The following is a 21275-nucleotide window of genomic DNA, read 5'->3' as shown; positions in this document are numbered from 1 at the left end:
CAATGAACCAAGTGCCAAACGAACCGAAAAGGCCTTGTGTCCTTGCCTGACGTCTCCCAGTGACTTGACATATTCTTTTTCAGCTTTTGACCAGGGGATGAGGTTAGACAAGACCACCCAACGGTTATTGGGATTTAATTGTCCACCAAACGGCAGGAAAAATTCATGTGGCAGGATGAGTTGATCGGCATGATGTTCGTACAAAGTTAGTCCCTCCAAGTGCAAGGTTTTTGATGAGTTTCCGAATCATACCCTTGCATATAAATTCGACAAAAAAGTGAAAAACCCTTGTTAAATCAACATTTTTTTGTTATTCAGTAGACCCTAATTTATAGCAAACAAAAAAGAGTTGGAAGACCTAAAACGAAAACCTACTCTTTCTTTAGTTTGTGATTCATTTTTAGCCCGCTTGAACCGGTTCCGACATCACCGATGGCATCACATCAAATAATAAGCCCATCCAATCGGTATGAGGGGCGCATATTGCCAAGGTGGTGATTAAAATGCCTGTTCCACGAATCAGGAACATATATTTCGCTTGCAGCTGAATGCTTTGATCATGTAAAAACGATTGAAGTCCACCAACGACGTTGCTTAATTCCGGGACCTCGCCCGCTTCAACCTTACCGGCTAAACGATCCAACACATGATGGATGATGGGCTCTAAATGACTGACATCCGCCCCAGGTGCGAGAAACCCTAATCGTTCGAAGGCTGACAAAATGCCTTCGATGTTTTGAAAAAGAATATTTTTTAAGAGACTGCGTAATGTATGGACCTCTTCCATCGTCAGTTCATCAACCATTCCAAAATCTAAGAAGCAAATGCGATTTCCGGGCAAAATCAACAAGTTACCTGGATGTGGGTCAACATGTATAAACCCATATATAAGCAGTTGTTTCAAGTAAGCATCAAGCAACGCTCTCGCTACAGTCTGGCCGTCTATTCCCCATTTTAAAAGCAACTCCCGATCCGTTATTCTTGCACCATTTATATATTCCATGACGAGCATGCGGCGGGACGTATAGCGATCAAAGACTTTCGGAATGACGATCTGCGGATTGTCGCTAAACATACCAGCAAATCGTTGCATGTGTTCGGACTCGCTGATCCCATTAAGTTCACGCTGAATGGTCTCGGTGAACTCTTTGTGCAATAAAACAAAATTCATTTTTCGGCCAAGCGACGGAAAACGTTGGGTCACTTTGGCGAGCAATCCCAGTGTATCTAAATCCGCTTGAGCGAGCTCCTCGATGCGTGGGCGCAAAATCTTCACCGCTACCTCAGTCCCATCCTTTAAAACGGCTCGATGTACTTGGGCAAGAGAAGCAGCCGCGACAGCGATTTCATCAAACTCTTGAAAAACTTCATCAATACCCTTTTTTAACTCTTTCTCGATAAACGGTTTGATGTTTTGAAAAGGTTCTGCGGGTAAGGCATCTTGCAAATCGGCGAGTTCCTGGATAAATGCCTTTGGTAACACATCTTTTCGCATGCTCAGGAATTGGCCCACCTTTACTATAATCCCCTTCATCTGAAAGGCGGTGTTCCGCATCCGTCTTCCCGCTTTCGCACAAATGCGGTTCACCTCCCTCTCAAGCTCTCCACCTGATAGCCGTTTGTTTAAACGTTGAATTTTCCGATAATCCAACACAAAAGACAAGGCTAATCGGATTAGCAAAATCCGGCGCTTGATACGCAATATCATTTGCACACCACCTTTCCCCATTCAGCAAAATTTTCATTAAAGCTCGTCCACCATTATGATAATGGCCGCTTCGCTTGCACGATAATGGCTTCATAGTGCATGGTAAACCCATTAGGGAAGCGGGAATCGATGATTTCGGCAACATCGGTTTTGATTTCATCAGGCACATAGTTTAATAACGAAAATAACTCTTGAAAGAAATTTAGTACCTCGCTTGCGCGTTCAAAATGAAAAGGTATTGGGTTAGCCGTGATCTCAAGGTCAATAAAACCCGCTGCTTCCATTGCGGCTGGCAAACTTTCCGCCTTGTCAAACTTGCTTAAAAACGGTCTGGCAAATGTCGGCATACCACCCGTTAATTCTTCTGCAATACTAAAAAATTCTTTCCACGTATTCCGACCAGGCACACTGATCAAAAGGGTTCCTCCGGGTTTTAAAGCATCATGAATGCCTTTAACGCTTTCTTGCGGTTTAGAAAAGAACGGAAAGGCCAAATTACATACCACACAGTCAAATGAGCTGCTTGGAAACTGTATCGCATTGGCATTCATCGTCATAAACGATGTATTTTTCAATCCTTCTTGTTCCACAACTTGATGGCATTGCTCGATCATCGCACGCGAAGCATCGATTCCCGTAATGTGGATGTCAGGATATTTTCTTGCCAAATTCAAAGAAATCGTTCCAGGTCCGCACGCCACATCCAAAACCTCATGCGTATCAGAGCAAATGACCTTCCCCAATTTTTCGATGACAATGTCGCCGACTCTAGGGGAAATCTGTTTACCAACTGTATTTTTATAGAGAATGCTTCCTTCATCCGTTAAAAAGTTAGGAATTCGCATGATTTATCCCCTTCCATCTTTCGTTACCCTTAGCCTACCACTAGAAAAAAGGAATGATGTGATGAAGGTCACTCCATTCAGTTACCTTTAATAAATACGCAACAAAACACAGGGGATTTCTGCTCTGTTACTTAATAAAAAGGGTCATCCGCGCCATCGAATGAGGATCCGCCCACAGATTAATGACCGCATGGTATTGACCGGGCTCCTCTAAAAATTCAATTTGCAAGTTGTTTTCAGCAAAAGCTTGGCGAATGTCTTGATTTTCCTCATTCGTAAGATGATTCAGTTCTACGCTCTTCCCCATTCCTGGCAAGACAATAGGATTCAAAAGTTTCTTGCTTACTGATAGGGTTTTCAATTTGCACGCCTCCTTTTACACCTTTTTATATAAAAAAGTAAAGTTCTAAGCCTGACCATAAAAAGAATAGCACGCACCCCCACTGATAAAAAGTGATCCAGGCCATGAAATGGGAAGAATTCCATGATAATATGGATAATTCTCGGATGAATTAAAAGATGGGAGCTCGAATGGAAAATGCGGGCGGCGAACCTTTCGTCCTTTCATTCGCAGCGGCTCTCGACGGGTTGTGTAATTTTTTTCAAAGTTTAGGACAAGCGCTCCCATCATGGTATACTGACAGTGACCCTAAGGTACAGCCGATGCTTGAGATTTCGTCAACCTCAAAAATTCTACGATCCCCTGCATTTGGACGTAACCTCAAGTTAAGCGGCTCATACTTATCCCTAAATAAAAACTTTCCCTGAAAGACGAAGTGATCCCCCCTCACTTCGTCTTCTTTTTTGACTTTATGCCAACGACGTCCACTTTACATAAAACAGTAAGTCGCAAGTTATTCGGTTTCACCCATGCATAAAAAAACTCTTGCCGTTGAAGCTAAGAATAAAAGACAAGTAAAGGAGGGCAAGTGTGATGCGGAAATGGTTGATTCTTGGGATTGTCTGCTTTGTGACGATATTAACGATTGTCCTTGTGGATGGCCGTGCCAATGAAAAAACACAAGCACAAGGCAGCGTCGCCACGTTTACAGGTGTCAACCTCAAATGCAAAGATTGTACCGCAAAAATGGAAGATGCCTTGAGTAAAATTATCGGTATTAAAGAATATCAACTCCACCCCGAATCCAATTCCGTCACGGTCACATACAACAGCCAGTACATGCAGCCCGAATGGATTAAACGGTCTCTAGAAGCAGCCGGTTTTACCGTAAGGAGCATCAAACAGTAAAAGTGATTCCATAAGGTTGACTGAGAAAGGCCGCCAGTTCGAAATGGCGCCTCATCGGTCAACCATTTTTGTATTAAATCTTTAACATACCGGGTTTGAAAGACCGGCATTTTGGGCAGGATGGTTTTTATCGGGAAAAGAACGTTTTATTTGACCTTTTTTGACCAATGGGTTATGATGTACACAAGAAACATTGGTTTTGCATAAAATGAAAAGAGAAACGACAATCCGAATGGCCTTCGGATTGAAATTAGAGGAGGGTGTTTTATGCCACTAATTCCAACGGTTATCGAACAAACCAATCGCGGCGAACGGGCTTATGACATTTATTCCCGGTTATTAAAAGACCGCATCATTATGTTAGGAACAGCCATCGATGATAATGTCGCTAACGCCATCGTTGCCCAATTGCTGTTCCTTGAAGCCGAAAACCCGGATAAGGAAATTTCATTATACATAAACAGCCCCGGGGGGTCGATTACAGCGGGCATGGCCATCTATGACACGATGCAGCATATCAACGCCAAAGTTTCGACGATCTGCATTGGGATGGCGGCATCCATGGGGGCTTTCCTGCTGGCAGCCGGTGAACCAGGCAAACGCTTTGCATTGCCAAACAGCGAAATCATGATCCATCAACCGCTCGGCGGTACGCAAGGCCAAGCCACGGACATTGAAATTCATGCGCGCCGCATTTTAAGAATGCGCGAAACGATCAACCGCATTCTCTCGGAACGCACCGGCCAACCGATCGAAGTCATTAACCGCGATACCGACCGCGACAATTTTATGAGTGCCGAAGACGCCAAAGCTTACGGCCTCATTGATGAAGTGTTGGTGCCGAATAAGAAAAAATAATAGAAAGAAAGGTTGACTCGCCTGCACTGAACACCCGCTGTCACCTCGACGGGGTAAGTTCAAAGCGCTGAGTCAACCTTTTTATTTTTCATTTTCCAAATAGGCTCTCAAATGCTTAAACGCTTCTTGTTCATCCGGGCCGTTAATTTTAAGCAAAAGCTCGTCATCATGTGCGGCAGCAAGACTCATAATCCCCATTATGCTTTTGGCATTGACAACGCTTTCGTTTTTTTGCAAGTGAATGGTTGACTGAAAACGATTAGCTTCTTGAACAAATAAAGCTGCCGGCCTCGCTTGCAATCCACCTTTCAACTTAACCGTGACTTTTTCTTCAACCATGACTCTCTTCCTTTCCAAACGATACGTACTTCCGATGGCTATGTAATTATATATAGTACTATGAGAATAGTGGGAAATCAATGACTTTTTTTGTGAATAAGTCATTGATTTTCCTTTTCACCTTTTCTCAATTGATCGGCAATCGCCGCCAGTTTCCGAAAGCGGTGATTGATGCCGGATTTGCTGATGGCTTCCCCATTGATGTACTGGCCAAGTTCCTTTAAGGTCGCATCGGGATGATTGAGACGGGCTTCCGCAATCTCCCGCAGTTTTTTCGGAAGTTGGTCGAGGCCGATTTCTTTTTCAATGAGCCGAATATTTTCCACTTGTTTAATGGCCGCACCCACGGTTTTATTTAGATTGGCGGTTTCGCAATTCACGAGGCGGTTGACCGAATTTCTCATGTCTTTCACAATCCGAATATCTTCAAAATAAAGAAGGGCTTGGTGTGCACCGATCAACCCTAAAAATTCCGTGATTTTTTCGCCTTCTTTTATATAAAGGATATAACCGTTTTTTCTGGGGAGCATCTTAGCTTTTAAGTCATAGCTGTTAAGCAGCTCACCCAATGACGCCGTATGCTCTTCGTAACTTGAGAAAATCTCCAAGTGATACGATGATTCCGGGTGGTTAATGGACCCACCGGCTAAAAACGCTCCGCGCATATAGGCTCTTTTGCAACAATCCTTTTGAATTAAGGAGGGGTCGATTTTTCGAGTAAACATTAAGGCGTCATTGATAATTTTTAAATCGGTCAGCATCGTTTGGGCATGTTCTTTCATTCGGACAATATACACATTATTCTTTTTGAGACGCATCTTTTTACGGACGAGAACTTCGGCGGGATAGTCGAACACCGTTTTAATCAGCGTATAAATGCGCCGGGCAATGGCAGCATTTTCTGTCGATATATCCAAATTCATATGGTGATTCGCAATGGACATTGAGCCGCTCATGCGAATCAGAGCCGCCAATTCCGCTTTGGCGCAACACGCATCGGGTTTTAACTGCGTTAATTCTCTTTTTGTTTCAGCCGCAAAGGACATTCACTATCCCCCCTTATTATTGACGTTGTCCGTCTAATGAAAGCTCGCATCGCTTCCCGTTTCAAGTACGATTAGGGCAAAAGCTGCATGATGAGATTCGCCAATTTTCTCTCATCGTGACGGATGACGGATTGGTCGTACTTGATAAGATTGTCGCTAATGATCTTAAGTCCAAATGACTCTAGCTTTTTACGATCCAAAGAAACGGGTTCGGCCCCTTCCATCTCGTACCTTTTTAAAATTTGCTGCGGAACGGATTGATGATTGACAATGACCGTGTCGAGGCAGTCATCTGGAATGTGGTCGAGAAGCACGCGGACATGATCCGATGCCGTAAAATGATCCGTTTCCCCTTTTTGGGTCATGACGTTGCAGACGTAAACCTTCTTCGCTTTCGAGCGGCAGATTTCAACACCTAATTTCGGTACGAGTAAATTCGGCAGGATGCTCGTATAAAGGCTTCCGGGACCGATGATGATTAAATCGGCCTCACGGAGTGCGTCAATGCTTTCCTGGAGTGGTTCCACATCACTAGGCGTTAAATACACTTTGGCAATTTTGTCCCCGTGTCGTGGAATATTGGATTCCCCGTCCACAATCGTTCCATCGACCATAACCGCCGAAAGCATAATGCTTTGGTTGGCGGCAGGCAAGACCTTTCCGCGAACATTTAAGACGCGGCTTAATTCCCGGACACCTTTTGCAAAATCGCCAGTGATATTCGTTAAAGCGGCAAGTAAAAGGTTACCGACTGAATGCCCTGAAAGACCATTTCCATTTGGAAAGCGGTATTGCAACAACTCTTCAAAAAGCGGCTCGGTTTCCGATAAAGCCGCCAGGACATTGCGGATATCTCCCGGAGGCGGCATTTGCAATTCATTTCGCAGCCGTCCAGAACTCCCGCCGTCATCGGCCACCGTGACAATGGCCGTGATGTCAATCGGTTTTTCCTTAAGTCCTCTAAGTAACATTGATAAACCTGTTCCGCCGCCGATAGCGACCACATTCGGATTGTTCGAAGTCATGATGTTTTAGCCTTTCCTTTATTGATATCCCGGTGGAAAACTTTCGTTGGGAACATCGGTTCAATTTGCTTTCCGATATATTCTGCCAGGGCAACGGATCGGTGTTTGCCGCCCGTGCACCCGATTCCGATCACCAGATGGCTTTTTCCTTCCCGTTTATATTGCGGCAAAATGAACTGAAGCAAGTCGTTCAGTTTTTCCAAAAACCGTTTTGTTTCCGACCATTTTAAGACATAATCCGCGACATCCTCGTCCAACCCGGTGCGTTCCCGCATATGTTCGACATAATAGGGATTAGGTAAAAAACGAACATCGAAGACGAGGTCGGCGTCAATGGGTATCCCGTACTTAAAACCGAATGACATCACATTCACATAAAAGCGGGGTTCATGTTGGTCGCCGAACATCCGGTAGATTTCTTCTTTCAACTCCGACGGTTTAATATCGGTTGTATCAATGTAATATTGCGCCCGCCCCCGGATTTCCTCAAGTATTTTTCTTTCAAGCTGAATCCCATCAAGGGGCAAACCTCTTGGAGCCAGTGGGTGTGAGCGGCGCGTTTCTTTATACCTGCGAACCAATACTTGGTCTTTCGCATCAAGAAATAGAATTTGCGGTTTAACATGGTCGCCGGCATCAATGGCGTCAATCGCTGAAAAAAGCGAATCGAAAAATTCGCGTCCTCGAAGGTCCATGACGAGCGCCAGTTTATCAAATTTTCCACCGGCGTCCTCAATCATTTCAATAAATTTCGGCAGGAGGGTCGGCGGCAAATTATCGATACAGAAATAACCAAGGTCTTCAAAACTTTGGACGGCAACCGTCTTTCCTGCTCCAGACATGCCGGTAATGATAATGACTTGAATATCCTTCCCCATCTTCTCACCCCATTTCAGTCAGCCACTTTTAAAAAATTAAGATGGGTCTAATCGGTAGCTTAGCAGTTGAAAATCTTCCGTGTAATGAAAAGTACCGAAGATAATGCCTTCACCTTGCAGCATATAATCCAAAAGATGGCGGTCACCTTCTGCCATTGGGAGTTGCTGAAACGTCTCAATCGGCTGCCAAGCAAGAATGCCTTCCTCGCTTTCGGACAGCAACCGTCCCTCATATCGGTCGGCGTAAAAGGTAAACATCATCCATTCGGACAATGCGTCCTTCGAATCCTTCATAATAAAATTAGAAATGCCTTTAAGCACAGGGTTCAACAAATATAGCCCGGTTTCTTCGCGAAATTCGCGAATGACGGCATCCTTTACGGTTTCACCGAGTTCCATTTTCCCACCCGGAGCCACCCACCAATTCCGCCGGGGCTTCTGTAATAAAAGCACGCGATCGCCGTCGCGCAATAAACAATTCGTGACACGGCGCATGCCATTCACCTCATTTTCTCTCACTTCAATTATACTATTTCCAGAGGTGAGCTCCAAATAATCCTTTTCCACTTTCCCAAAAATATACGCTTCAGAAGCCTTATCAGGCACCAATCACCATCGATCGTTTCCGATAGCCTTCTTAAAACACAAAAAAGAGGCTGACTCAACAGTCATACCCCACCATATTGTGTGGTTCCGAAAACATGAACCATTATCTTGGGGAAGAAGACCGCTTATGAGTCAGCCTTAAAAGGTGTATTAAAAGGGGGTCAATTTCTTATCTTTATCATACCTACTGTTTATTTCATAGCTGTTACATAGGAATTAAAAAAGGGTAACGTTTTTATTTGACCTTGATTTTCTCTTTGATTTTCTCTACATAAGCTTGAGCCGCTTGCGCCGCAATGGCACCGTCGCCTGTTGCCGTCACGATTTGACGCAATTCTTTTTCACGGACATCACCAGCGGCAAAAATCCCGGGTATTTTCGTTTCCATTTGCTCATTAGTCACAATATAGCCGTTTTCGTTCGTAATTCCTAAGTTCTTAACGGATTGATTGAGGGGCAACATGCCGATATAGATAAAGACCCCATCCACCGCTTTTTCCTGTTCCGTACCATCCTTCGTATTAACGAGTGTCACTTTACCGACTTTCCCGTCCACCTCATGGATTTCTTTGACCGTATGGTTCCAGATAAAATCGACCTTTTCGTTTTTGAACGCCCGCTCTTGAAGGATGGGTTGGGCTCTTAATTGGTCACGGCGATGGACGATCGTGACTTTAGAGGCAAATTTGGTTAAGTAAACGCCCTCTTCCACGGCCGAATCACCGCCGCCGACCACGATCAATTCTTTACCTTTAAAGAAAGCACCATCACATACCGCACAGTAAGACACGCCGCGGCCGCCCAATTCTTCCTCACCGGGCACACCTAATTTTTTGTATTCGGCACCCGTCGCCACAATGACGGCATAAGCTTTATATTCTTTGTCGCCGGCAATCACGGTTTTGTATTCCGGGCCATCTTTAATTTCTTTAATATCCCCATAAGCGTATTCAGCCCCGAACTTTTTCGCGTGTTGAAACATTTTATCAGATAACTCTGGGCCAAGAATGGATTCGAATCCAGGGTAATTTTCGACATCTTCGGTATTCGCCATCTGTCCGCCGGGAATACCGCGTTCAATCATAAGTGTGTCCAAGTTGGCGCGGGAAGCATAGACCGCAGCGGTTAATCCCGCCGGCCCCGCACCGGCAATGATGACATCGTATATTTTATCGGTACTGGCCATTTCCGTTCATCCTTTTTCCTTAGTTTTTTCATTGTTTTTTATTTTTAACACGATGTTCTGTTTCTATGCTAAACGAGGGGACCCGAAAAAGTCCAATGGAATGCACCTGTATTTCTACCCAAACCTTACCACTTGTCTCTATCATACTTGTTAAACAAAGCGGAGCTAACGTTGTCCTTATGCTGACTTAGAAAAAAATGGTAGCTTTCCTACCCGTTTAAAAAGGAGAACAGCCTAAGCTGTCCTCCTGGAGTTACTCTCCGAATCCGATGATTGAATTCCCGTTTTATAGAAGATTTATTTTTGAAACTTTACCCGCGAGATTTCAAGCTTTTACCTACGTATTGCTGAACAAATATTTTCCATTTCTCTAGACATTTACGCAAGCGGTAGACGCTGATGCCATGTTGCTGGGCCACAGCTTTCTGAGATGTCTTGATGTCTAGGTCTTTATTCAAGAGATAGGTAAGCGAAGCCGCCCAGGCTTGAATCTCTTCGGGGGACAATGAGGCTTGTCCCATATGTTGAAAAAGAATGCTCCACCAATCATATACCTGGTAATGTTCGACGAGCGGGAGGCCTCCTCCCCACTTCGCTTCTAATTCCTTCATGATTAAAAGCCGCGGATCGTTTTCATGATGTAGAAGGGTTTCAGCAATGATCCGCATCGTTTTATCGTTGCGCATATCCTGAGAAAACGCCGTAAGCTTCTCCCGGCCGCCTTCACCACATGCCGCTTTCAAATAAAATAAGGTGCAGATTTTGGCGGCTGAACCACCTCTCTTGAGTTCGTGGTCAATAATCGATGAAACGAAGGGATTAGCAAGCCCTTCTCCGGCTTTAAACAAGTCGACAACTTGCCCGTAATCAAGCGGATCAAAAGGCATTTCACTAAAAAAGTCAACCTTTTCCCACATTCTCATGGCTTCATTCATTCGGCCAAGATTGTATGCCGTCATGGCATACCAAAAATAAAAAGGTTGATCCCAATGGGTGCAAGACCGCGCTGCCGAACGCAACCAGCGGTATGCTTTTTCATATTCTCCAAGAAAGAAATAGGTCGCCCCAAGCTTGCTCCGATGCTCCGGAAAAAAAGGATAAAGCTTATCCAAAACGGGCGTCCATTCCGCAACTTGTTCTCGATCGTCGAGTTGAAGATAAAAGGTAACGAGATTGCAAATCGCAGGGATATTACCGGGGTCACTAGCGATGACTTGTTGAAGAGTGGAAAACGCTTCCGTCAGTCGGCCCATTGAAAAATAAGCGACTGACAAATTATTGTAGGCCACCCAGAAAGTCGGCTGTTCTTGGATCACCTTTTTAAAGAGATCGATCGCTTTTTGGTATTGGCACTTTTCCAGCGCTTTCCGAGCTCTTTCATGATCGGCAATAAAGCCTTCCTCTTCGTATAAAGCGGATTGAGATTCCAAGGACAGCATCCGATAAAGCTCTCTTGCCTCTTGAATAAAACTACCATGTGGGTCGAGCGAAAAGTATTTCTTTAAGACGCGGATGGCCTCTTCAAATCGGCCAAGGTAAGCATAATTATTGGCCATAAAAAAATAACATTCCGTCATCGTTTGATCGATTTCGGAGACTACTTTTCTTAATAATTCATTGGATTCTTCGTAACGTTCCAATTCAGCTAAGATGGCCGCTTCTTGGCATAGATATTCCGGTTCACTTGGATTAAAGTTTATCGCACGTTCCACGAATTTTTTAGCCCGATAGAGATCCCCTTTTTGATAAGCTGTGATCCCCTTTTGATAATAATATTCCCCATCTGGAATAAATGATATAATCCTTGCTTTTTTTCTCGATCTCTCCACTTTTTTGTTTTCCCCCAACACTAGCCCATTATACTTTTTATAAAAATTATATCACACTTTACAATTTGGAAAAGGAACTTTAACATTTTTTTGGGAACCAAAGGGTAAATAGATTAATGGAACCTCATTTGCAGTGAACACGTATGCATATCCGTGTGGCAGATTCATTATTACTGAACAGGAGGATATTTCGTTGAATCGAATCTTTTTTTGGCTAACGCTTATTGGTGCGCCAATTTCTCTTGTAGGTGGCTTTCTCCATTGGCCGGAGATTCCAATGTTTATAATTTATTGCGTCACGATCATCGGGTTGGCTAGCTTTATGGGACGCGCCACCGAATCGCTCGCTATCGTTGCCGGATCGAGTATCGGCGGTCTTTTGAACGCCACATTTGGTAATGCTGTGGAACTCATTATCTCTTTTTTCGCTCTAAAAGAAGGACTGATCGGTGTCGTCACCGCATCGATCACCGGCTCAATCATCGGCAACTTGCTCTTAGTCGGCGGATTATCCATCTTTGTCGGCGGGATGCGTTTCAAGAGACAAGCCTTTAACGTACATAACGCAAGGCTTTCAGCTGGTATCTTAATTTTTTCCATTATCGTCTCTTTTGCTTTTCCAGCCGTTTTTGCCACACAAATGGATCGTTTTGACATAAAAATTCTTAGCACAGTGATCGCCATCATCATGATTTTAATTTATTTATTTTCCCTCTTTTTCCGGTTGGTCACACACCGCGGCGTTTATTTGGAGCCCGGGGATGAACAAACAGACCACCATGATGAACAACCGGAATGGGGTGTTGGACGCTCCATCGTGATTCTCGGGATCACTACTGTTGTTGTCGCGATCATCAGCGAGCATTTAGTCGGCGCTATTTCGACGGTCGCCGAATCATTCGGCTGGACGGAACTGTTTATTGGGATCATCATCGTTGCCATTGTCGGTAATGCTGCTGAACACGCGTCAGCGATCGTCATGGCGTATAAAAACCGAATGGACGTGACGGTGGAAATTGCAATTGGCTCAACATTACAAATCGCCATGTTTGTCGCTCCGATTCTCGTATTGGTTTCCTGGGGTTTACATGTGTTCATGCCGCTCGTTTTCCCGGTGACCGAGCTTGTCGCCATGGTTTTGGCGGTTTTATTAACGATCAGCATCACCTCAGACGGTGATACGAACTGGTTCGAAGGCGCCATGTTGCTCGCCGCTTACGTCATCATGGGCTTCGGGTTTTTCTTATTATAAAACATAAGGGCACACGTCCATTGAGGAGAAGGCGACGCCGAAGAACGCCATGGAATTTTATCAATCTTCACTGTTGCTCTGTAATGAAAAGGCCAAAAAATCGCCCTGCAGTTTGAGCCGATGAAGCTATCGCAAGCCACGAGGGTACCGTCTATCCAAAAACAAGCGCACTATAAAAGGCGCTTGTTTTTTTGTTTGAGAATCACAAACGGCCTATGCCCTTTCAGAAAAATTAAGCATGTATAAATATAGGCGCATCACCAAGAATAACAAAAGAAAGGAAGTGCACCATGCATTTTTGGGAAATATCGGCACGAACCGTCATCACCTTTTTTGTCTTACTTTTCTTCGCGCGCTTACTCGGCCGAAAACAAATAAGTAATTTAACCTTTTTTAACTATATCACGGGTATTTCGATCGGTACCATTGCCTCATCCATTTCCATGGACCGAAGCCAAAATCTCTGGGATGCCGCCCTGGCTCTTGTGGGTTGGGTCACCCTCACCTTAGTGATCAGCCTCCTTGACATCAAATCCCGGAGAATGCGACTCCTTCTTGACGGCGAGCCCGTCATCGTCATCAAAAACGGCCAAGTCTTAAAGAACACGTTAAAACGCATACACCTGGATATGGAGCAGCTGATGATGATGCTGAGGGAAAAAAGTGTATTTACCGTTAACGAAGTCGATTACGCCATCATCGAGACCGATGGTAAGTTGTCGTTATTGAAAAAGGAGGCACATCAATCACCAGCCAAAAAGGATCTTGGCATCCCGGCTGCCACCACCGGGTTCATCCCAACTGATTTGATTATTGACGGAAAGTTACTGATGGAAAACTTACATAGAACCGGCATCACTGAAGCGTGGGTCAAACAGCAGCTTGCTCACTACGGCATCCCCGACGTTCGCGAGGTGTTTTACGCCCAATTACAAAAAGACGGGACACTGTATGTGGATTTAATGGACAAAGCTCCGGAAGCCAACTAAGGTAAGACCTTAATCGGTATTCCGGAGCTTCTTTTCTAGGGCAGCCTTGACGCGTGGTTTTGGGTCCCAACAGTTGAATTGATAAGAAGGGTTTGTGCGGTAGCCAAGCCGGAGGCACATCGGAATTTTCCGGCCGTTCTCATCCCGGTGCCCAAAGTGGCGGCATGAGGCACAATGATGATAATGATCGACAATCCTCTCCCGCTCCATGATGACCATCCTTACGATTGTGTAAGTTTTTGTTTATGTTTTAAATAATCGTCCTTGGTGTAGATGACCCTCATAGGATTTCCGCCAACGAAACAGCCTTCCGGCACATCTTTATGGACAACGGTTCCAGCCGCCACCACGGCGCCACTACCGATTTTGATACCTGGTAAAATCGTGCAGTTGGCACCAATCATGACATTATCTCCGATGACGACGTCACCAAGACGATACTCATCAACCAAATATTCATGCGCCAAAATCGTCGTGTTATAACCGATGATGGTATTTTTGCCCACAGTGATTTTTTCCGGAAAAAGAATGTCAGGCATCACCATGAAGGCAAAAGCCGTTTGCTGACCGACCTTCATCCGCAAAAACGTCCGGTATATCCAGTTTTTCACCCCAAGAAAAGGCGTATAACGGGCGATCATGATGAAAAAAACGTTTTTGACAACTTTAAAAAAAGAGACGGTTTTATATAACTGCCAAAGCGAATTCGCCCCTTTTACCGGATAACGCGTCGTTTGCCGCACGCTCATCATTCCCCTATTTGTTCAAATCGCTAACAATCCCGAGCAATTCACTCATATCGTCAATGATAAAATCCGGATGAACCGCATCAAAAGCGGAAACCCCTTTAATCGTCCACGACACAGCCACCGTCTTCGTGCCAGCGCGCTGGCCTGCTTCGATATCTGACGGGCTGTCGCCAACCATGACGGCTTCTTCAGGTGTAGCACCAAGTCTTTCCAGAGCCAAAAGCAAGGGTTCTGGGTCGGGTTTCGGATTTTGAATATCATCCATCGTGACGATCGTGTCAAAAAACGTGGTCATATTGGCAAAGCGGAGCCCCAATTTTGCCGTTTCCCACCGCTTCGTCGTCACAACGGCTAGTTTAAACCCTTTCTCCTTAAGCGCCGCCAAAGTCGTATTCACATTTGGATATTCCTTTACATATTCATCATGTTTTTCTTTATTATGTTTTCGATAAAAGCGCGTCAATTCCTCCACACGTTCCGGATCCACCCGGCGGAAGCTCACTTCAAGCGGTTCGCCGAAAAACGCGATGATGTCCTTTTCTGTGTATTGGTTCGGATAATAGTGATTCAACGTATGCATGAAAGAGGCTTTGATCAAATCGTTTGTATTGATCAGTGTGCCATCTAAATCAAATAAAATGGTGTTGATCATGCTGTGACCTCTTCTTTCTTTTCCATAGATTTATCTCTTCACATGAGTGCGATCATGAAGTTTAATAGGCCGGTAACGGAAAGTGGGATTAACCCAAAATCATTTTTAGATTTTCCCGCTTTTGGCCATCTTCATTGAAACTCCTTATGATCTTGGTTATCTTCAATAGCGCTATTAAGTCGTTCCGAAAACTGTTGAGCAGCATTAACCCCCATCTGTTTGAGCCGGAAATTCATCGCGGCCACTTCTACAATGACGGCTAAGTTCCTCCCCGGGCGGACTGGGATGACCAGTTTTGGCAACAGCGTATCAACGAGTTTGACACGCTCTTCATCAAGACCCAGACGATCATACATTTTTTTCGGATCCCATAATTCCAGATGAATAATCATTGAGATCTTTTTATAATTTCGCACCGCACCTGCCCCAAATAGCGTCATGACATCGATGATGCCAAGGCCGCGAATCTCAAGCAAATGGCGGATGAGCTCTGGCGCATTGCCAACCAGTTCGTTTTCACCCGTTTGCCGGATCTCAACAGAATCATCGGCAACAAGCCGGTGACCGCGTTTAACGAGTTCGAGGGCCGTTTCACTTTTCCCAACGCCACTTGCACCAGTGAGTAAAACGCCGATGCCGTAAACATCTACTAAAACGCCATGCACGGATGTCATCGGAGCGAGTCTTGCTTCAAGGTAGTTTGTCAGCATCCCGCTGAGGCGTGTCGTTTTTAACGTTGACTTCAAAACGGGCACACCGCTTTCTTCAGCAGCAGTCCTCAATTCTTCTGGAACATCCATGCCACGAGATAAAATAATACATGGCGTGTCAATCGTGCAAAGTTTTTCCATGCGGTCAATCCGTTCCCCGCGCGGCAGTGAGTTAAAAAACGTGATTTCGGTGCGCCCTAGCAATTGAATGCGTTCTGCTGGATAATAGGTAAAAAATCCGGCCATCTCAAGCCCTGGCCGCGAAATGTCACTTGTAGTAATCAAGCGATCCAATCCCTCCCGCCCGGCCGCCAGCTCAAGCGGGAAATGGTTCAAAAGCTCTCTCACCGTAACCTGATTCAAAGTTATCCCTTCGTTTCCTATCCGAAATTCAAAAAATGATTACTGTATATTTTATCAAAAATTCCTCAAAGAAGCATCATCACGACGGATCGCATTTACATCAGGTTTTTGTTTGTCCTAATAATGCTGCGTCAAAGTGTCCCATAATTGATTTTGTTATTGTACAAACTATTTGATGGACCGCTTTTTGTCGTTTAAATATTGTCGACGTTCGAAAAAGGGTTTTATCCGCATTGAAAGGGGAGATCTGTCGAATGGCGGTTTAAGGCGATCTTCTTTTAAGTTTAACTATCTGGAAACATAAAAAAGGCTCCTTTTCGGCGCCTCCATTATACAGATTAATTATCCATTTCTTGATCGTTACCTAAATGACTATGATTCCGTTGTTTTATATCTTTTATGGATGTTATTAAATTTATATGTTGCTTCTTGGAATTCGAAAAGTTCTAGGGATAAAGCCAAATAGCGTTGTGTAAACAATGGTGCGAAATGGGACTTCATCATGGCAAACAATTGGTCGCACACTTCTTTTTTATCCTCAACGGATCTGCCTCCTCCAATTTTTAATGTAGCATGGACAAAGGCATCATCTTCCGTACCATCGGCAACGCAATAATCATGTAATTCTATGGCTCTTGACCGAATACCGCCGACAGGGAAAATATGTTGAAATCCTATTAAAATGGCGTTCGCCTTTTTAAGCAGCTCAGGAATTCGGCCGTCTATCTTCAAATTATCGGTATACTCCACGATAAAATGGGGCAATTGAACACTCCCCCTTATAATTTTGATTGATTCAATCTTCACCAACGATCATATTTTCCAATTTTCCTACCTTCTCAATCTCAGTAACGACCACATCGCCTACTTCCACGTTAACCGCTCCCTTCGGAGTTCCCGTTAGTATGACATCACCAGCGTTTAAAGTCATGAAACCACTTAAGTATTCTATTAAATATGGTATATTAAAAATCATATTCTTTGTAGAACCTTCTTGAATCAATTGACCATTTACAAATGTGCGGAGTGTTAAATCCATTGGATCACCGACATCTTCAACATCAACAAGCCATGGCCCAATGGGCGTTGCCGCATCGCGATTTTTGGCTCGAAAATTCGGTCGGTAATAATTTTCTAAATAATCACGAACAACATAATCATTTGCAACGGTATAACCTTCAATGTAGTGAAAAGCTTTTTCTGCCTTGACATGGCGAGCCGAACATTTCATAACCACTGCTAACTCACATTCATAATGCATAAAAGTGCAAGCTGCAGGGCGGCGTGTTACACCGCGATGCCCGAGTAATGTATTGGGACCTTTTAAAAAAACGAGGGGTTCGTCTGGTGTTTGAAAAGCAAGTTCTTTTGCATGATCGGCATAGTTCAGTCCCAATGCAAAGATCGTGTGGGGCTGAACAGGAGGGAGCCAAACCACATCTTTTTGGTTAACGAGCCGCCCATCTTCAAGCTGAAGCATCCCTCGAACCTCAACCGCATCATGAATGGCACCTGCATAGGCCACTCGTGCTCTTTTCATTGGTTTTCCCCTTCCATGCTTTTATTTTCTGGGTAAACCGGATTCTCCAGTACACCAACACCGTCAATCTCAATCCGCACCCGGTCGTAAGCGCCAATTAACGGAGCACCTTCGGGAACACCCGTTAAAAGCACATCCCCCGGAAATAAGGTCATAAAGGCGGTCACGTCAGCTAATAATTCCTCAACGGAACGAATATGATTGGCTGTTGTATTTTCTTGGCAAAGAACGTCGTTAACATAAACACGAATACCGATGTTATTCGGATCTTTAATCGCTGCTTTTTCAACAATCCAAGGGCCGATCGGACAAAAACCGTCGCGTGCTTTCTCTCGAATCGCAGGTCGATAATAACTTCGATGCGGTACTGACACATCGTTTGCGATAGTATACCCTGCTATATAGTCCAAGGCGGAAGCCTTCGTTACCCGGCAAGCTGTTCGGCCAATCACTAAGCCCAGTGCCGCCCCAACCTCCAACTCCTGAACATCTGCGGGTAAAGGAATCGGTGCACCATGAGCAAGGTGCGTATTAACCGGTTTCATATATAATATAGGCGCTTCGGGAGGTTTTTTATAAGGAATTTCGTAGACGGCCTCTCCTAACTTTGAAATGGCCCCTTTATAATTTAGCAACGTACCGTAAACCGTTCCTGTAATCGGTATATCAAGTGCGAAATGATCGATCGTCATCCATTCATTATGAAGCTTTAGTTTATTTTCATTTATATTTAAAGTTGCCTCATATGGTTGTGCTCGGCCGCAAAGCCTAATGATACAATTTACCATTCAAGCCCCTCCTTTTCTCGATCTACGGTTGCACCTTTTTTTGACCGAGATAGGCTTCTTTTATGGCGGTATTTTCGCTCAATTCTTTAGCTGTACCTGCTATGGAAATTTTACCGCGTTCCAAAACACACGCCCTATCTGCAATTTTCAATGCAGCCTTAACATTTTGCTCCACTAAAATCACCGTCGTTTCAAAATCATCGCGCAGTTTTACGAGATTTTGCATAATGTGGCGAACAATGAGCGGAGCCAGACCTAGTGAAGGCTCATCTAACATAATTAACGAAGGTTTGGCCATCAGCGCCCGTCCAATCGCTAGCATTTGCTGTTCACCGCCGCTTAATAAACCACCTAGTCGGTTTTTCAGTTCCTTAAGTTTTGGAAACAGCAAGTAAATTTGCTGTAAATCTTCTTCAACTTTTTTCTTTTCTTTTCGATAACGGTGATAAGCACCTAATCGTAGATTATCTTCCACCGTTAATGTATCAAAGATTTGTCTTCTTTCCGGTACTAAACTGATACCTTTTCGTACGATTTTTTCGGCAGAGGTGTTTGTAATTTCAGTTCCGTTTAAAAAAATTTTTCCTTGTTTGGGGTGGAAAATTCCTGCAATCGTCCCCAGTAGGGTACTTTTACCAGCGCCATTAGAACCAACGATTGCAAAAATCTCACCCTTTTTTACTTCAAGAGAAATCCCTTTTAAAACATAGAGATAATCGTGATAGGTATGGATATCTTCTAAAATTAACATCATTCATCTGCCTCCGCACCCAAATAGGCTTCAATAACCTTCGGGTCCTTGGAAATGTCATCAGGGGATCCTTCTGCAATCTTTTTTCCATAATCTAAAACGATTATTTTATCAGCCAGTGTCATGACGGTCTCCATATCGTGTTCAACAAAGAGAAAGGCAATGCCCTCTTCGCGCATTTTTAAAATAACATCGACCACTTGGCGTGATTCTTCCGCATTTAAACCTGCCATTGGTTCATCTAACAAAATTAAACTTGGCTCAGATGCTACCGCCCGAGCTATTTCAACTAGCCTTTGCATACCATAGGGCAGTGTAGCGGCATTCATATAAGCCAATTCATCGAGATTCAGTCGTTTCAGCCATTCCATAGCTTTCTCAAGAGCTTCCTTCTCTTCACGATGTACACTGCTAAAACGAAATCCCGACTGAAAAATCCCTGATTTTAAATGAATGTGTTGCCCGGTCATTACATTTCCAAGAACAGTCATCGAACGGAAAATTTGTAGGTTTTGGAATGTCCTAGTTATACCCATTTGTGCAATCTGGAACGGTTTTTTATTGGTAATGTTCTTATCTAAAAAGTGAATTTGTCCTGAACTGCTAGGAATGATGCCCGAAATCAAATTAAATACAGTCGTTTTACCGGCCCCATTTGGTCCAATGAGTGCTACAATTTCATTCGCTTCCATGGAAAATGAGACATTCTGTACGGCAGTCACTCCACCAAAGGATTTAGAAAGATTTTGGACTTTTAAAAAAGCCTGTGTCGTCACGAACCATCACCGCCAGCCACTTCAGTTTTTTTCAAACTCGTGGTGGATACCGCGTGCTTTTGGCGGCTAACAATCTGCCACCCCTTACTCAAAATTGGGGCTACACCATTTGGCATATAAATTAATATAAGGATAAGCAGAATACCGAAAAATACAATCTGGTATTCCCCAGTGGTATCCGTAAAGTAGGGAATAATTTCCTTAAGTAATTCGCCTAATATAACATAGATAGCTGCGCCAACAGCCCCTCCCCAAACTGTCGCTGCACCACCAATCACAACCATAATTAAATAAGTAATCGATGGCATAACATCATATAATTCCGGATTGATAAAAGTAACGTAATGAGCATAGAGACTTCCTGAGACCGATGCATAAACCGCGCTTATCACAAAAACTTGTAGTTTATACTTTTGAGCATTAATGCCAAGCGTATTGGCTGCAATCTCACTGTCATGTACTGCTTTTAATGCCCGCCCTACTCGTGAGCGGATCATGTTGCTGGCGAAAACTATTCCCAAAATTGCTACCAGCCAAATTAAATAATAGAATCCAAAGTCGCTGTCTAAATAGTAGCCAAATAGATTAAGATACGGGATTCCATAAAATCCATTTAATCCACCTGTTAGTCCTTTTAATTCTTTAAAAAAGACAAAGATAATAACACCAAATCCCAATGTCGCAAGTGCCAGATAGTTACCCTTAAGTTTTAAAGTAGGAGTGCCAATAATTAATGCAATGATTGCCGAAACAATCATCCCAATCAATATTCCTAACCATGGCGACCAACCCAACGTTGTACTAACAATAGCCGAGGTATAACCCCCAATGCCATAAAAGGCTGCATGGCCTAGGGAGATTTGTCCAGCCTGACCCATCAATAATGTTAATCCTGTACAGACAATCGTATAAAAGCCTATCATTATCATAATGCTCAAAATATAATTTGATGGTATAAGAATGGGTAATAACAATACTAAGAGGGTGATGGAAGACCCTGTCCATAAAGAACGATAATGGTTAAATTTTCCGTTCATGTTATTCCCTCCCTCTATAAAATAAAGTTTTTCTTAAAATTACTCGCATTTTCTCCGGAAATCTGCACCAATTGTTTTTACCTGTCAATCAATTCATGG

Annotated in this window: 24 protein-coding genes and 1 pseudogene; 4 read left to right on the top strand and 21 right to left on the bottom strand. The window is 43.9% G+C overall.

Annotated elements, in window-relative coordinates; all coding sequences use genetic code 11:
• The 4 genes and pseudogenes from H532_RS0112200 to H532_RS0112185 all read right to left on the bottom strand — a co-directional run.
• Positions 1-204, bottom strand: a pseudogene (locus H532_RS0112200) (IS5/IS1182 family transposase); the annotation flags it as partial.
• A gap of 196 nt (positions 205-400) precedes the next feature.
• The gene (locus H532_RS0112195; RefSeq protein WP_027725713.1) at positions 401-1708 is read right to left on the bottom strand and encodes an ABC1 kinase family protein; all 1308 of its coding nucleotides are present in this window, start codon (positions 1706-1708) and stop codon (positions 401-403) included.
• 53 nt (positions 1709-1761) lie between these two features.
• Positions 1762-2553 (bottom strand): class I SAM-dependent methyltransferase, encoded by a 792-nt coding sequence (locus tag H532_RS0112190; RefSeq protein ID WP_027725712.1) that lies wholly within the window; start codon positions 2551-2553, stop codon positions 1762-1764.
• Positions 2554-2680: 127 nt separating this feature from the next.
• Positions 2681-2914: a hypothetical protein gene (locus H532_RS0112185; RefSeq protein ID WP_027725711.1), complete on the bottom strand. Its 234-nt coding sequence runs from the start codon at positions 2912-2914 to the stop codon at positions 2681-2683.
• Between the two features lie 573 nt (positions 2915-3487).
• Between H532_RS0112185 and H532_RS0112175 the strand changes: the two genes are divergently transcribed.
• Together H532_RS0112175 and clpP are read left to right on the top strand one after the other, a co-directional pair.
• Positions 3488-3802, top strand: coding sequence for a heavy-metal-associated domain-containing protein (locus H532_RS0112175; RefSeq protein WP_027725709.1), 315 nt, complete (start codon positions 3488-3490; stop codon positions 3800-3802).
• Positions 3803-4069: 267 nt separating this feature from the next.
• Positions 4070-4660 carry an ATP-dependent Clp endopeptidase proteolytic subunit ClpP gene (gene clpP / locus H532_RS0112170; protein ID WP_027725708.1) on the top strand — a complete coding sequence of 197 codons (591 nt, stop codon included), beginning with the start codon at positions 4070-4072 and terminating at the stop codon, positions 4658-4660.
• 81 nt (positions 4661-4741) lie between these two features.
• On the opposite strand, the gene H532_RS0112165 is transcribed toward clpP, so the two are convergent.
• The 7 genes from H532_RS0112165 to H532_RS18770 form a co-directional block, all read right to left on the bottom strand.
• On the bottom strand, positions 4742-4999 hold the full coding sequence (locus H532_RS0112165; RefSeq protein ID WP_027725707.1) for an HPr family phosphocarrier protein: 258 nt from the start codon (positions 4997-4999) through the stop codon (positions 4742-4744).
• 101 nt (positions 5000-5100) lie between these two features.
• A complete protein-coding gene (gene whiA / locus H532_RS0112160; protein ID WP_027725706.1) occupies positions 5101-6045 on the bottom strand; it encodes a DNA-binding protein WhiA in 945 nt (314 codons plus the stop codon).
• Between the two features lie 71 nt (positions 6046-6116).
• Positions 6117-7070 (bottom strand): gluconeogenesis factor YvcK family protein, encoded by a 954-nt coding sequence (locus tag H532_RS0112155; RefSeq protein ID WP_027725705.1) that lies wholly within the window; start codon positions 7068-7070, stop codon positions 6117-6119.
• On the bottom strand, positions 7067-7948 hold the full coding sequence (rapZ, locus tag H532_RS0112150) for an RNase adapter RapZ (RefSeq protein ID WP_038112357.1): 882 nt from the start codon (positions 7946-7948) through the stop codon (positions 7067-7069). Before rapZ ends, H532_RS0112155 begins: the two co-directional genes overlap by 4 nt.
• A gap of 36 nt (positions 7949-7984) precedes the next feature.
• Positions 7985-8443, bottom strand: a complete 459-nt coding sequence (locus tag H532_RS0112145) for an 8-oxo-dGTP diphosphatase (RefSeq protein WP_027725703.1) — start codon at positions 8441-8443, stop codon at positions 7985-7987.
• Positions 8444-8789: 346 nt separating this feature from the next.
• Complete coding sequence (gene trxB, locus H532_RS0112140) at positions 8790-9740, bottom strand: thioredoxin-disulfide reductase (RefSeq protein WP_027725702.1); 951 nt, start codon at positions 9738-9740, stop codon at positions 8790-8792.
• Positions 9741-10051: 311 nt separating this feature from the next.
• Positions 10052-11569, bottom strand: coding sequence for a tetratricopeptide repeat protein (locus H532_RS18770; RefSeq protein WP_051263307.1), 1518 nt, complete (start codon positions 11567-11569; stop codon positions 10052-10054).
• A gap of 187 nt (positions 11570-11756) precedes the next feature.
• Here H532_RS18770 and cax point away from each other — a divergent pair, with 187 nt between their 5' ends.
• Positions 11757-12821 (top strand): calcium/proton exchanger, encoded by a 1065-nt coding sequence (gene cax, locus H532_RS0112130; RefSeq protein ID WP_081412455.1) that lies wholly within the window; start codon positions 11757-11759, stop codon positions 12819-12821.
• Between the two features lie 290 nt (positions 12822-13111).
• Positions 13112-13810: a DUF421 domain-containing protein gene (locus H532_RS0112125; protein WP_027725700.1), complete on the top strand. Its 699-nt coding sequence runs from the start codon at positions 13112-13114 to the stop codon at positions 13808-13810.
• 9 nt (positions 13811-13819) lie between these two features.
• On the opposite strand, the gene H532_RS0112120 is transcribed toward H532_RS0112125, so the two are convergent.
• From H532_RS0112120 to H532_RS18765, 10 genes are all read right to left on the bottom strand, one after another.
• Positions 13820-14020 (bottom strand): hypothetical protein, encoded by a 201-nt coding sequence (locus H532_RS0112120; RefSeq protein ID WP_027725699.1) that lies wholly within the window; start codon positions 14018-14020, stop codon positions 13820-13822.
• Positions 14021-14031: 11 nt separating this feature from the next.
• The gene (locus H532_RS0112115; RefSeq protein ID WP_027725698.1) at positions 14032-14553 is read right to left on the bottom strand and encodes an acyltransferase; all 522 of its coding nucleotides are present in this window, start codon (positions 14551-14553) and stop codon (positions 14032-14034) included.
• Between the two features lie 13 nt (positions 14554-14566).
• Entirely contained in the window at positions 14567-15211 is a 645-nt protein-coding gene (gene ppaX, locus H532_RS0112110; RefSeq protein ID WP_038112354.1) for a pyrophosphatase PpaX, read from the bottom strand.
• A 131-nt stretch (positions 15212-15342) separates the two neighbouring features.
• Positions 15343-16284, bottom strand: coding sequence for an HPr(Ser) kinase/phosphatase (gene hprK, locus H532_RS0112105; RefSeq protein WP_027725696.1), 942 nt, complete (start codon positions 16282-16284; stop codon positions 15343-15345).
• Positions 16285-16656: 372 nt separating this feature from the next.
• Positions 16657-17049, bottom strand: a complete 393-nt coding sequence (locus H532_RS0112100; protein ID WP_027725695.1) for a 5-carboxymethyl-2-hydroxymuconate Delta-isomerase — start codon at positions 17047-17049, stop codon at positions 16657-16659.
• Between the two features lie 31 nt (positions 17050-17080).
• Positions 17081-17824, bottom strand: a complete 744-nt coding sequence (locus H532_RS0112095) for a fumarylacetoacetate hydrolase family protein (RefSeq protein WP_027725694.1) — start codon at positions 17822-17824, stop codon at positions 17081-17083.
• Entirely contained in the window at positions 17821-18612 is a 792-nt protein-coding gene (locus H532_RS0112090) for a fumarylacetoacetate hydrolase family protein (protein WP_027725693.1), read from the bottom strand. The genes H532_RS0112095 and H532_RS0112090 overlap by 4 nt, the downstream gene beginning before the upstream one ends.
• A 22-nt stretch (positions 18613-18634) precedes the next feature.
• A complete protein-coding gene (locus tag H532_RS0112085) occupies positions 18635-19363 on the bottom strand; it encodes an ABC transporter ATP-binding protein (protein WP_027725692.1) in 729 nt (242 codons plus the stop codon).
• A complete protein-coding gene (locus H532_RS0112080; protein ID WP_027725691.1) occupies positions 19363-20139 on the bottom strand; it encodes an ABC transporter ATP-binding protein in 777 nt (258 codons plus the stop codon). Before H532_RS0112080 ends, H532_RS0112085 begins: the two co-directional genes overlap by 1 nt.
• Entirely contained in the window at positions 20136-21176 is a 1041-nt protein-coding gene (locus H532_RS18765; protein WP_051263303.1) for a branched-chain amino acid ABC transporter permease, read from the bottom strand. The genes H532_RS0112080 and H532_RS18765 overlap by 4 nt, the downstream gene beginning before the upstream one ends.
• Positions 21177-21275: the final 99 nt, after the last annotated feature.

The organism is Tuberibacillus calidus DSM 17572 (genome assembly GCF_000430685.1).
GTDB classification, from domain to species: domain Bacteria; phylum Bacillota; class Bacilli; order Bacillales; family Sporolactobacillaceae; genus Tuberibacillus; species Tuberibacillus calidus.
Note: the sequence above shows the minus strand (reverse complement) of the source record. Positions and strands in the feature narration are given on the sequence as shown.

Excerpts from the sequence above, each read along its gene's own strand:
- H532_RS0112195 (WP_027725713.1), bottom strand. The coding sequence starts at position 1,708 with ATGATATTGCGTATCAAGCGCCGGATTTTGCTAATCCGATTAGCCTTG.
- H532_RS0112190 (WP_027725712.1), bottom strand. The coding sequence starts at position 2,553 with ATGCGAATTCCTAACTTTTTAACGGATGAAGGAAGCATTCTCTATAAA.
- H532_RS0112175 (WP_027725709.1), top strand. The coding sequence starts at position 3,488 with ATGCGGAAATGGTTGATTCTTGGGATTGTCTGCTTTGTGACGATATTA.
- clpP (WP_027725708.1), top strand. The coding sequence starts at position 4,070 with ATGCCACTAATTCCAACGGTTATCGAACAAACCAATCGCGGCGAACGG.
- H532_RS0112165 (WP_027725707.1), bottom strand. The coding sequence starts at position 4,999 with ATGGTTGAAGAAAAAGTCACGGTTAAGTTGAAAGGTGGATTGCAAGCG.
- whiA (WP_027725706.1), bottom strand. The coding sequence starts at position 6,045 with ATGTCCTTTGCGGCTGAAACAAAAAGAGAATTAACGCAGTTAAAACCC.
- H532_RS0112155 (WP_027725705.1), bottom strand. The coding sequence starts at position 7,070 with ATGACTTCGAACAATCCGAATGTGGTCGCTATCGGCGGCGGAACAGGT.
- rapZ (WP_038112357.1), bottom strand. The coding sequence starts at position 7,948 with ATGGGGAAGGATATTCAAGTCATTATCATTACCGGCATGTCTGGAGCA.
- H532_RS0112145 (WP_027725703.1), bottom strand. The coding sequence starts at position 8,443 with ATGCGCCGTGTCACGAATTGTTTATTGCGCGACGGCGATCGCGTGCTT.
- trxB (WP_027725702.1), bottom strand. The coding sequence starts at position 9,740 with ATGGCCAGTACCGATAAAATATACGATGTCATCATTGCCGGTGCGGGG.
- H532_RS0112125 (WP_027725700.1), top strand. The coding sequence starts at position 13,112 with ATGCATTTTTGGGAAATATCGGCACGAACCGTCATCACCTTTTTTGTC.
- H532_RS0112120 (WP_027725699.1), bottom strand. The coding sequence starts at position 14,020 with ATGGAGCGGGAGAGGATTGTCGATCATTATCATCATTGTGCCTCATGC.
- ppaX (WP_038112354.1), bottom strand. The coding sequence starts at position 15,211 with ATGATCAACACCATTTTATTTGATTTAGATGGCACACTGATCAATACA.
- H532_RS0112095 (WP_027725694.1), bottom strand. The coding sequence starts at position 17,824 with ATGAAAAGAGCACGAGTGGCCTATGCAGGTGCCATTCATGATGCGGTT.
- H532_RS0112090 (WP_027725693.1), bottom strand. The coding sequence starts at position 18,612 with ATGGTAAATTGTATCATTAGGCTTTGCGGCCGAGCACAACCATATGAG.
- H532_RS0112085 (WP_027725692.1), bottom strand. The coding sequence starts at position 19,363 with ATGTTAATTTTAGAAGATATCCATACCTATCACGATTATCTCTATGTT.
- H532_RS18765 (WP_051263303.1), bottom strand. The coding sequence starts at position 21,176 with ATGAACGGAAAATTTAACCATTATCGTTCTTTATGGACAGGGTCTTCC.